The following is a 12,015-nucleotide window of genomic DNA, read 5'->3' on the forward strand; positions in this document are numbered from 1 at the left end:
GGCCGGTCGGGGCTTCCCGGGGGGAAGCCCCGACCTCCTCAGGTGTGGAGGCGGCTGTTGGGGCCGTCGAAGTCCCCCGCCGTGTCGTCACTGAACCAGTAGTCCCCGGCGGCCAGGTACCGGAACGAGTGCACCTGGCTGGTGGGGAGCGCCACCGTGACCGCCCGCTTGCCGTCCGGACGGGGCTCCAGGGTGTGCACCCCGGGCCGCCAGTCGTTGAAGTCGCCGACCACGCTGACCGGGCCGGGCGGGGTGTACGGCGGCAGGACGAAGGTGACCTCGGTGCGGTCCTTCTTCAGGGTGCGTTCCAGCACGGGGGCTCCTGGAGGTGCGGGTAGTCCTCCGGCGCAAGGCGTACGACGTACGGCGTGCGGGGGAGGCATACGGGAAACGGGGAACGGCGTGCGGACGACAGCGGCACGCCTGCGGGGGGTACGCCGACCATCGTGGGCGCACGCGTCGCCGCGCGCACGCGGGGCGGGCCGTGGACACCGCACCGTCACCCGCCCGCCGGGCATCGTGATGAACCTGCGGCCCCGACCCGCCCCGCCGGAGCCCCGTCCCCGGTCGAGCGCCCCGCAACCCGGGATCAGGCCGAGCCGGCCGCCTCGGCCGCCGCCTGGAGCGTGTGCTTGCCCTCCGTGCTCAGCCGCCCGCCACCGCTCTCCAGGTGCGCCCGGACGAACCACTGGAACTGCTCCAGCTTCGCCAGCTGTCCGATCAGCATGTCCTGGGTGACCAGGTCGAGTTCGTCGGTGGCCTTCATGGCGAGCCGGTGGTCCTCGATGACGCCCGTGTAGACCAGGTCGAGAGCGCCCAGGTGCGCGACGGCGTCGGCGCGGCCCACGTCGTAGTCGTCCCAGGTCCGCTCGGCGACCAGGACCCCCGGCGTGCCCACCGGGACGGCGCCCAGGGTGGCGATGCGCTCGGCGGTGGTGTCGACCATCTCGCGGACGGCGTCCACCTGCGGGTCGAGCATCTCGTGCACGGCGATGAAGTGCGGGCCGACGACGTTCCAGTGCACGTGCTTGAGGGTGAGCGCCAGGTCGTTGAGCGCGTGCAGCCGGGCCCGCAGGATATCCGTGACCTGGCCCGCGTCCTTCTGGTGCAGGCCCGGAACGGTGTACGGAGCGGCGGCGGTCTGCTCGGATGCGGTCATGGGGTGCTTCCTCCTCGTTCCGACGTAAAGGCGTACGAACCGCACCTGCCCGGATCTCCCCGCCTCACACACCGCGGCTCGGCCACCACCGGTCCCACCCCTCCGGACCGGCCCCTCGCGGTCCGGTCCCCGCCCGGTTCGTGCCGTTCAGGCACCCGCATCGGGGGCTCCGGCCCCGGCTCCGGGTGTGATGCCGAGCACCCCGTCCAGCCCGAGCCGCAGCAGCAGAGAGAGCGGCGGCTCGCCGACCCCGGTCAGGCTCAGCGTCCCCTCCAGTCGTTCCAGGCGCCGGTACCAGGCGAGCAGCAGCGCCACGCCGTCGGAGTCCAGGCGCACGGTGTCGGAGGCGTCCAGGACGAGGTGGCGACAGCCCTCGTCGATGAGCCGGTCACCGATCGCCCGCAAGGCGGGCACCACCTCCAGCTCGACGTGATCGGGTAGTCGGGCGGTCACGCGGTCGCCGGTGCGGGCAGTGATCTGCAGCACGGTGCTCCCCTCGGGATCCCGGGTCGCCGGGACGGCACCGGGTGAACGCATGCACGAGGCGTCCCCTGGCCGGGTGACCACCCTACTCGCGCCCGGCCGGGAAAGGCCGGGTCAGCCCACGGAGTCGCCGCGCGGACCGTTACGATCCCATGTGGCGGTTGTATGGGGGTTTTTGGGGCAGCTTGCATCAGTGGAGTCGATGAGGGACGGTGGCGTGACGGCTCCCGGCCCCGGAACGGGACCCCCTCCCGTCGGAAACGGCTCGTGTCGTCCGGAACGGTTCCTGTCCTCCAGACCCGGAAGGTGGTGGGGTGCGCACGGCGTACCTCCGCTTGTGTCTGCTTCCCCCGGTACCCCTGCCCATCCCCGCAGTGCCGCCGACCACGTCGGCGCCACCTGGGGAAACGCCCCCTACCCCGTCCTGGTCGTCGACCGGCACGGCAGCCTGGTGCAGGTCAACGAAGCCGCCCGGCTGGTCCTCCCGGACGCGGTGGCCGGGGGACGGCTCGACGAGGCCGCGCCCGCCTGGCTCGCCGAGGCCCACCGCTCCCTCAGCGGACGCTCCCGCCGGGCTGCCCCAGGACCGGCCGTCGGCGCCGATCCGCCGGCCGCGGCGGACCCGGAACCCGCCGGCCGCGACGCCCGCGAACACGTGCCACAGCCGCGCGCCGTCCGCTCCCGAGGCCCGGCCGTCGCCCACGCCCCGCCCACCCCCGCCCCCGCGCGCCCCGGGGCCTCCGTCCCCGCCCCCCGTCGTCCCCTCTCCGGCCGCATCGAGGACCGGGTCTTCGAGGCCCACCCCACCCCGTCCCCCGACGGTGGGGACGTGGTCTGGTGGCTGGTCGACCACACCGACCGCAGTGCCGCCGAGGCCGCCCTCGACAGCGCCCGCACCCGCTCGGAGATCCTCTCCGGGGCCTCCTCCACCCTGCTGTCCACCCTCAACGTGCCGCGCTGCATGGAGATCGCCGCCTCCTTGGCTGCCTCCCACCTCGCCGACGCGGCCGTCCTGGTGGCCCCGTCCCAGGGCCGGCATCACCCCCTCACCTACGCCCGCCGCGGCACCACCGCCCACCAGGCCCTCCTCCGGGTGGACCCGCGCAGCGTGCCCGGGCTCGCCGAAGCCCTCCAGGGCTTCCCGCCCGTCCCCACCCGCTGGATCGACCCGGCGACCGTCCCGGACTGGGTGGTCCCCGACGGACTGGCCACCCCCGTCGGCTCGGTGATCGTCGTCCCCCTCCCCGGCTACGGCATGCCGGCCGGTGCCCTGATCCTGCTGCGCTCCGCCACCGAGCGGGCCTTCAGCGCCGAGGAAGAGGTCTTCGCCCGGCTGTTCGCCGCCCGCGCGGGCGCCGCCCTGGCCGCCGCCCGCCTCTACACCGAACAGGCCTCCATCACCTCCGTCCTGATGCGCGAACTGCTCCCGCCCGACCTGCACGCCGTCCACGGGATCGAGTACGCGGGCGGCTACCGGGCCTCCACCGACCACGAACGCGTCGGCGGCGACTTCTACGACGTGCACCCCGGCCCGCACCCCGCCGCCGAAAGCCTCGTCGTCCTCGGCGACGTCTCCGGCAAGGGACTGGACGCGGCCGTCCTCACCGGCAAGATCCGCAACACCCTCCAGGCCCTGCTGCCCCTGGCCGACGACCACCAGCGGGTCCTCGACCTCCTCAACGGCGCCCTCCTCAGCTCGCACCACACCCGCTTCGCCACCCTCGTCCTGGCCTCCGTACGCCGCCGCGCCGGACGCGCGCACCTCCGCCTCACCAGCGCCGGGCACCTCGCCCCGCTCATCGTCCGCGCCGACGGCACCGTCGAGACCGTCCCCACCCGCGGCACCCTCGTCGGCGCCCTGCCGGCCGTGCCCGCGCGCACAGTGGAACGCGTCCTCGCCCCCGGCGACCTCTGCCTGCTCTACACCGACGGCATCACCGAGGCCCGCGGCGGACCCCTCGGCGACGAACTCTTCGGAGAGGAACGCCTCGCCCGCGCCCTCACCGAATGCGCGGGCATGCCCGCCGAAGCCGTGGTCGAACGGGTCCGGATGCTCGCCTCCCAATGGCTCGGCACCGGGCGCCACGACGACATGGCCGTGGTCGCCATCGGAGCGCCCCGCACCGGACCGCTCTCCGTGGTCGGTGGCGGCGCCGGCAGCGAGGAAAGGACGAAGAACGGGTGAACGCTCCTGCCCTGTCAGAGGAGTTGAAGGAACGGCTGTGGCTGGCGGTGGCCGACGGCGACGAGCACGCCGCCGTCGGCGTCCTCCGCGAAGCCCTGGAGAACGCCGGCTACGACGAAGAGACCCTGCTCCTGGACGTGGTCGCGCCCGTCCAGGAGCGGGTCGGCGCCGAATGGGCGGCGGACCGGCTCACCGTGGCTCGCGAACACGCCGCGACCGCCATCAACGAACGGGCCGTCGCCGCCCTCGCCCACCGCCGCACCGCCCGCCGCCCCGACACCGAACCGGCCCGCGGCCGCGTCACGGTCAGCTGCGTGGACGGAGAATGGCACGCCTTCCCGGCCCGCCTGCTCGCCGAAACGCTCCGCCTCCGAGGCTGGCGGGTCGACTACCTCGGCGCCCAGACCCCCACCCCCCACCTCATCGCCCACCTGCACCAGACCCACCCCGAAGCCGTGCTGCTCTCCGGCTCCCTCCCGACGCACCTACCGGCCGCCCACGCCGCGATCACCGCCTGCCAGGCCATCGGCGTCCCCGTCATGGTCGGCGGCCGTGCCTTCGGCCACGACGGCCGCTACGCCCGCGCCCTCGGCGCCGACCGCTGGGCCCCCGACGCCCGCGGAGCCGCCGACATCCTGGCCGCCGGACTCCCGCGCCCCGCCCCGGCCGCCATCCGCCAGGCCGTCGACGACCTCCCGCACCTCGACGACCAGGAGTACACCCTGATCGTCCGCAGCCGCTCCCAACTGGTCAAACAGGTCCTCACCGACCTCGAAGGCGGCTTCCCCGCCGCCGGCGGCTACACCTCGGCCCAGCGCGAACGCACCGCGGAAGACCTCGCCCACATCGTGGACTTCCTCGCCACCGCCCTCTACATGGACGACGCCGACCTCTTCGCGGCCTTCCTCACCTGGACCGCCGACATCCTCGGTGCCCGCGGTGTGCCCGCGCGGTCCCTCATCGTCGGACTGGACCTCCTGGCCGTGCAGTTGCACGACTTCCCCCGCACCCTGACCCTGCTGCGCGACGGCACCGAAGCCCTCCGCGCCCACCCCGCCCGACCCGCCACCCCCGGACCCGCCACCCGCTCATGACGAAGCCGCCCCACACCGCCTTCACCTGCACCGTCGAGCCGGGCCCCGCCGCCACCCTCACGGTCCGCGTCACCGGCGACCTCGACCACCACACCGGCGACCGACTCGTCGCCGCCGTGGCCGCACGGCTCGCGGACACCCCGCCCCCGCGCGCCGTCCGCCTGGACTTCGGCGAGCTCGACCGGATCGACTCCTCCGGCCTCTCCGCCCTGATCATGATCCGCCGCCGCACGGACGCAGCGGGTCTGCCCCTGTACCTGGAGCGCCGCCCCGCCCCCCTGGACCGCCTGCTCCGCCTCACCAACACCCTCGACCACCTCACGGCCCCCGTCCCCACGGAGGACCGCGCGGCACCCCCCGAGGAAGCCGCCGGCGCCGACGCCACCTGAGCGGCGGAACCGCGCCCCAGCGCCCTGTCAGGGGTGACGGCCGGGGCGGGATGCTACGCGCGTCACGCTGCGGCCCCGCTCCCGCCCGCGAGGGGAAGAAGCCCAGACGTCGGAATCGATATTTCCGGTTCCATTCGGAGTGCGGCCTTCTACTTCTTTGAGGGTCGCTCAGATTCTCCTCAACTCCTCTTACGGGCCCGAGATCTTGTTGGTCTACTCCTCGCGAACCGACCGAGGCCCGCTGACCGGGCCCGAAGAGGAAGCCAACGATGTCCAGATCATTGAGGCGGTCCGCCATGCCCGCGGACCGGAGCACGCCCTCGGGCGCGCGGCGGAACAAGGGCGTGTCCGCGCTCGTCGTGATGGCGCTCGCCATCGAAACCGTCGCGCTCAGCGCGATGGCCCTGCCCGCGGTGGCGCTGACCCCGACCGCGGGGACCGCCCGGCCCAAGGCCCTCGGCCCCGCCGAAGCGGCCGACGCCGCTTCGGCCGCGCTCATGGCCCGGCTGCAGAAGCGCCGGATCGAAGTCCTTTCCGAGCGCACGGAGACCGCCACCACCTGGGTCAACCCGAACGGCTCCACCACCTTGGAGGCCGCGTCCGGGCCGGTCCGTTTCAAGGACGCCGCGGGGCGGTGGCGTTCCGTGGACGCCGACTTGGTCCGTCGGGCCGACGGGTCGGTGGCCGCGCAGGCGCATCCGCTCGGGCTCCGGCTCGCGGGCCGCACCAAGGGCACCGACGCCAAGTCCTTCAAGGCGCGGGCCGCGAAGGCGGGCCGTCCGGAGACCCCCTCGGTCCCGCTGGCCCTCCTCGACGACGGCAAGGGCACGGCGGTGACCCTGGGGTGGCGGGGCGTCCTCCCCGAGCCCAGCCTGAAGGGCCACACCGCCCGCTACGCGGACGCCCTTCCCGCCACCGACCTGATCATCGAGGCGACCCGTACCGGCTTCGAGCAGTTCCTGGAGCTCAAGGACCGCTCGGCGGTCGCGGCCAACGGCTCGGTCACCCTGAGCATGACCGCCAAGGGACTCAAGGTCCGTGCCAACGCCGATGGTTCGGTGTCCTTCCTGAACCTTCGCACGGGCCGCCAGCAGGGCGTCCTGCCCGCCCCCGTGATGTGGGACGCCACTGTGGACCCGCGGACCGGCGAACACACGCGGAAGGCCAAGGTCGGACTGAAGGTCTCCCAGAAGGGAGCCCGGATCGACCTCACGCTCACCCCGGACGCGGCCTTCCTCGCTGATCCGAAGACAGCCTTCCCCGTGACCGTCGACCCCGCGGTGAACATCGGCGCCGGATTCGACACCTTCGTGCAGCAGGGGTACGGCACCGACCAGTCCTCGGCCACCGAGCTGAAGCTCGGCAACAACGGCTCCGGCCAGGTCGCCCGGTCCTTCCTGCAGTTCCCCATGGCGAAGATCGCCGGGAAGCAGATCCAGGCGGCCAAGCTCAACCTGTGGAACTTCCACTCCTGGTCCTGCACCGCCAAGTCCTGGGAGGTCTGGGACACCGGCGTCGCCTCCACCGCCTCGCGCTGGACCGCGCAGCCCGGCTGGAACAAGAAGTGGGCCTCCTCCACGCAGACCAAGGGCTTCGGCACCGGCTGCGCCGACGGCTGGGTCAACGCCGATGTCACCACCCTGGCCGCGGCCTGGGCCGCCAACGGCAACGCCAACAACACCCTCGGCATCCGGGCCACGGACGAGGCCGACGAGTACGGCTGGAAGCGCTTCAACTCCGGCAACGCGACCTCCAACACCCCTTACCTGTCCGTCACCTACAACACCAAGCCCGGCGCGGCCACCGCGGTCGCCCCGCTCGCCGGAGCGGTCACCTCCGACTCGACGCCCACGCTGACGGGCAAGGCGAGCGACGCGGACGGAAACACCGTTCAGCTCAGCTTCGAGATCTGGGCCTCCAACGGAACCGCGGCCGTCCAGACCGGCAAGTCCGCCTTCGCGACCTCCGGGACGAACGCCTCGTGGACCCCGACCACCGCCCTGGCCCCGGGCGCGTACAAGTGGCGGGCCGCCGTCTACGACGGTTCCGCCTGGAACGGCACCTGGTCGGCCTGGCAGAACTTCACCGTGGACACCGTGGCACCCGCCGCCCCCACCGTCTCCTCCGGGCAGTTCCCGGCGGGTCAGTGGAGCGGGACCCCGGACGCCTCCGGCAACTTCACCGGGTCCTTCACCTTCACTCCGCCCACCACGGACGTCGCGGCCATCGAGTACCGGCTCGACGCCGGAGCCTGGACCGCCGTCGCCACCACGGGCGCCGCCGTCTCCCGGAACCTCACGTTCCGAGCCGGTAGGCACACCGTCGGAGTCCGTACCAAGGACGCCGCCGGCAACCTGTCCGTCGAACGCACCCACGTCTTCAGCGCCGGCGCGGGGGCCGCGTTGCTGAACCCGACGCAGGGTGACCGTCCGGCCCGCCGACTGACCCTGAACGCCCAGGGCAAGGACAGCGACACCGGAGTCCGCTACCAGTACCGCCGCGGCGAGCTGGACTCCTGGCGCGACATCCCGGTCGCCGACGTCCGGCCCGCGTCCAACCCCGCGGGAATCGTCACCTGGCCCGCCGCCGTGACCGGAGGAACGCCCGCCGGGCTCGTCTGGAACATCACGGACACCCTCGCCGAGGACGGTCCCGTCGACGTCCGCGCCGTCTTCACCGACGGCACGGCCACGGACGCCTCCCCCCACAACACCGTCACGGTGGACCGCCGCGCGGGCTCCGCGCCCAGCACCGGTGTGGGGCCCGGCTCCGTCAACCTCCTCACCGGTGACTACAGCCTTTCCTCCACGGACGCCAACATCCTCGGCCTGACCGTCACCCGCTCCGCCTCCTCCCGCGCCGGGAGCACGGCAGAGCAGGAGGGCCAGGCACCCATCTTCGGCCCGCAGTGGAACGCGGGCGTCGTCGCCGAACTCACCAAGTCCGACTGGACGCACCTGCGCAAGACGTCCGCGACCTCGGTGGCCGTCATGGACGTCGACGGCGGCAAGGTCGGCTTCACGGCCGCCGCGGGCGGCAGCTGGCGTCCCGAGCCGGGTTCCGAGCAGTTCACCCTCACCGGCTCCCTGACCGGCACCTTCACCCTGCGCAACACCGACGGCATCACCACCACCTTCACCAAGGTCGACCCGGCCCTGGACGTCTGGAACGTCTCCGCCACCGCCCTGCCCACCGACGACTCCACCACCAAGGTGATCGCCGAGAAGGTCACGGTCGACGGCAAGGTCCTCGCCCGCCCCAAGTGGGTCGTCAACCCGACGCCCGCCGTCTCCGTCGCCACCTGCGAGGCCACCCCGGCGACCGCCGGCTGCCGCGTCCTGGAGTACGTGTACGCCACCGCCACCACCGCCACCGCGGGCACCTTCGGTGACCACACCGGCCGGGTGAAGGAGATCAGGATCTGGGTGACCGGACCCGGCGAGAGCGCCTCCACCCCCTCCGCCGTGGCGCGCTACGCCTACGACGAGCAGGGCCGCCTCCGCGAGGGCTGGGACCCGCGCATCACTCCCGCTCTCAAGACGGGCTACACCTACGACTCCGCGGGCCGCGTCGCGACCCTCACCCCCGCCGGGGAACTGCCCTGGACCTTCCACTACGGCAAGGCCGGCAACGCCGCCACTGCCGGTGACGGCATGCTCCTGAAGGTCTCCCGCCCTGCCCTCAAGCAGGGCGAGACCTCCGAGACGGAGGGGCAGACGGCCAGCAGCATCGTGTACGACGTCCCCCTGACCGGCGACAAGGCGCCGCACGCCCTCGGCGCCCAGAACGCCGCCGCCTGGGGCCAGACCGGCCTGCCCTCCGACGCCACCGCGGTGTTCCCCACCGGCACGGAACCGGCCGGTCACGACGGTGCCGCCCTCACCGGCGACGCCTACACCCGCGCCACGGTCAGCTACATCGACCCCTCCGGCCGTGAGGTCAACAAGGGTCTGCCGGGCGGTGGCCTGAGCACCGTCGAGTACGACCGGCACGGCAACCCCGTCCGCGAGCTGTCGCCCAACAACCGCGAACTCGCCCTCGGTGGCACCCCCGCCCGCCAGACGGAACTCGACGCCCTCGGCATCGCCGACCGCTCCACCGCCGACCGCGCCCAGCTCCTTTCCACCCTCACCACCTACAGCGCCGACGGCCTCCGCGAGACCGACCTGCACCGTCCGCTGCACCGGGTCACGCTCGTCGAGCCCGTCGCCGCGGCCGGTCCCCGGCCCGCGCTGCCCGCGGGATCCGTGGTCGCCGCCCGTGAGCACACCCGCACCATCCACGACGAGGGCCGTCCCGCCGACAGCCCCGTCTCCGACCGCCCCACCACCGTCATCACCGGCGCCTGGATCGAGGGCTACCCGCAGGACGCCGACCGGCGCACCAGCACCAGCGGCTACGACTGGAAGAGCGGACTGCGCACCAAGGCCGTCCAGGACGCCGACGGACGCAAGATCACCCGCCTGACCGAGTACGACGCCCAGGGACGCCTCACCAAGAGCACCGCTCCCAAGTCCGGCGGATCCGACGCGGGCACCGAGATCACCACCTACTGGAGCGCGGGCGGCACCGGCGCCTGCCAGGGCCACCCCGAATGGGCCGGCCTGCCCTGCAGCACCGGCCCCGCGGGAGCCATCACGGGCGGCGGTGACAATCCCACGGCCCTCCCCGTCAAGACGACGGAATACGACCGCTGGGGCGGCGTCGCCCGCCTCACCGAGACCGCCAACGGGCAGACCCGCACCACCACCGTGACCGCCGACCCGGCGGGCCGCACCCTGAAGGCCACCGTCACCGGAGGAGCCGCCGACGCCGTCGCCGACACCACGGTCACCTACAGCCCCGAGTCCGGGAACCCGCTGACCACCACCACCGGTGACGCCACCATCACCCGTGCCTACGACAAGCTCGGCCGCCTCACCTCCTACGGCGACGGCGCGGGCAACACCACCGTCACCGAATACGACGCCGCAGACCGGCCCGTCAAGGTGACCGACTCCGCCCCGTCCACCCGCACCTACCGGTACGACGCCGCCCTGCCCGGTGGCCTGCCCACCGCCACCACCGACTCCGACGCGGGCACCTTCACCCCCGCCTACGACCTGGAAGGCAACCTCACCCAGGAACAGCTGCCCGGTGACATCACGCTCACCGTCACCCGCGACCAGACCGGCGACCCGATCACCCGCACCTACCGGCGCAACTCCGACGGCGCCGTGATCCTCTCCGACACCGCGGAGTTCAGCATCCACGGCCAGCTGCTCCGCAGCGACCGCACCAGCGGCGGCACCCAGGAACGCCGCTACAGCTACGACGGAGCCGGAGCCCTCGTCCGGACCGACGACACCGCGGCTGACGAGATCTGCACCCGTCGCTCCTACGGCTTCGACGCCAATGCCAACCGCACCTCCCTCAACGTGACCACGGGCACCGAGGGCGCCCCGTGCGCCGACGGGGCGGGCGACACCACCTCGTATTCCTACGACAGCGCCGACCGGTTGATCGCCGCCGGCACCGAGTACGACGCCTTCGGCCGCACCACCAAGGCCGCGGGCACCGACTACGCCTACTTCGCCAACGACATGGTCCGCTCCCAGACCACCGGCGACCGCCGGCAGAGCTGGAGCCTGGACGCCGCGGGCCGCCTCGGCTCCTGGACGGCCGAGTCCAAGTCCACCGAGGGGGCCTGGGAGACCACCGCGACCCGGACCAACCACTACGGTTCGGAGGCGGACAGCCCCGACTGGATCCTGGAGAGCGCGGCGCCCCGCCAGACCAGTCGATTCGTCAAGAGCAGCGAGGGCGTCCTCGCCGCGATCGCCGGCGGCGGTACCGCCCTGCAGCTCACGGACCTCCACGGTGACGTGGCCGTGCAGTACCCCCTGGACACGGCGTTCGCCCCGCGGGTCCTGTCCACCGACGAGTACGGCAACACCACCGGCGAGACCGCCCGCTACGGCTGGCTCGGCTCCCGCCAGCGCTCCACCGAGACCGCCGACGGCACCGTCCTGATGGGCGCCCGCCTGTACTCGCCCGTCACCGGCCGCTTCCTGAGCCAGGACTCCGTCCCCGGCGGCAGCTGCAACGGCTACGACTACTCCTGCGGCGACCCGGTCAACAAGAGCGACACCACCGGCACCGCCTGCCGCACCTACACCCGCAGCTACAAGGTCTTCGAGGGCGGCGTCCCGATCCAGATCGGCACCGTCGGCATGAGGGTCGAGGTCTGCACCAAGAACGCCGGCATCACCTGGTCCAGCGGTTCCAGCTGGGGCGACGAGGGCGGCACCGCCTCGAAGATCGGCTGGAGCCTGTCCCTCCACAGCGCCTACCGCAGCGTCAACCGCTACGCCTGGCACCAATGGAAGGCCAACGGCAAGGGCCAGGTGTGCATGTTCAAGATCATCCCGATCTGTGGCTTCCAGGAGCGCTTCGAGATGAAGATGGACTACTACACCTCCGCGTGGTTCGGCTACGCTCCCGCCCGCAACACCGCGGTCTGGAACGTACGTTGCACCAACAAGCACTGCGGATTCCGCTTCAAGCGGTGACCGACGCACCCTGACGGGGCCGGACGACACCCGTCGTCCGGCCCCCTCGGCACATCCGACCCCGAAGGAATCTCAATGACGAAGTCAAGCTGCCTGCGTGACCGGTGGGGCGGAGGTGAACAGCCTCTTGTCACGCAGCATCGCCCAGAGCACG

At 72.8% G+C, this 12,015-nt stretch carries 7 protein-coding genes; 4 read left to right on the plus strand and 3 right to left on the minus strand.

The window, feature by feature from the left end; all coding sequences use genetic code 11:
• Positions 1-38: 38 nt before the first annotated feature.
• From ABTZ17_RS21310 to ABTZ17_RS21320, 3 genes are all read right to left on the minus strand, one after another.
• The gene (locus ABTZ17_RS21310; protein WP_352197241.1) at positions 39-314 is read right to left on the minus strand and encodes an early set domain-containing protein; all 276 of its coding nucleotides are present in this window, start codon (positions 312-314) and stop codon (positions 39-41) included.
• Between the two features lie 275 nt (positions 315-589).
• Positions 590-1,159 (minus strand): Dps family protein, encoded by a 570-nt coding sequence (locus ABTZ17_RS21315; protein WP_352197242.1) that lies wholly within the window; start codon positions 1,157-1,159, stop codon positions 590-592.
• Positions 1,160-1,306: 147 nt separating this feature from the next.
• Positions 1,307-1,645, minus strand: a complete 339-nt coding sequence (locus ABTZ17_RS21320) for an STAS domain-containing protein (protein ID WP_352197243.1) — start codon at positions 1,643-1,645, stop codon at positions 1,307-1,309.
• 334 nt (positions 1,646-1,979) lie between these two features.
• Between ABTZ17_RS21320 and ABTZ17_RS21325 the strand changes: the two genes are divergently transcribed.
• The 4 genes from ABTZ17_RS21325 (at position 1,980) to ABTZ17_RS21340 (ending at position 11,861) form a co-directional block, all read left to right on the plus strand.
• Complete coding sequence (locus tag ABTZ17_RS21325) at positions 1,980-3,827, plus strand: PP2C family protein-serine/threonine phosphatase (RefSeq protein ID WP_352197244.1); 1,848 nt, start codon at positions 1,980-1,982, stop codon at positions 3,825-3,827.
• A complete protein-coding gene (locus tag ABTZ17_RS21330) occupies positions 3,824-4,921 on the plus strand; it encodes a cobalamin B12-binding domain-containing protein (RefSeq protein WP_352197245.1) in 1,098 nt (365 codons plus the stop codon). Before ABTZ17_RS21325 ends, ABTZ17_RS21330 begins: the two co-directional genes overlap by 4 nt.
• Positions 4,918-5,310: an STAS domain-containing protein gene (locus ABTZ17_RS21335; protein ID WP_352197246.1), complete on the plus strand. Its 393-nt coding sequence runs from the start codon at positions 4,918-4,920 to the stop codon at positions 5,308-5,310. Before ABTZ17_RS21330 ends, ABTZ17_RS21335 begins: the two co-directional genes overlap by 4 nt.
• Before the next feature lie 269 nt (positions 5,311-5,579).
• Positions 5,580-11,861 carry a DNRLRE domain-containing protein gene (locus tag ABTZ17_RS21340; protein ID WP_352197247.1) on the plus strand — a complete coding sequence of 2,094 codons (6,282 nt, stop codon included), beginning with the start codon at positions 5,580-5,582 and terminating at the stop codon, positions 11,859-11,861.
• The last annotated feature ends 154 nt before the right edge of the window (positions 11,862-12,015 follow it).

It is taken from the genome of Streptomyces sp. NPDC097619 (genome assembly GCF_040302735.1).
Classification (GTDB): domain Bacteria; phylum Actinomycetota; class Actinomycetes; order Streptomycetales; family Streptomycetaceae; genus Streptomyces.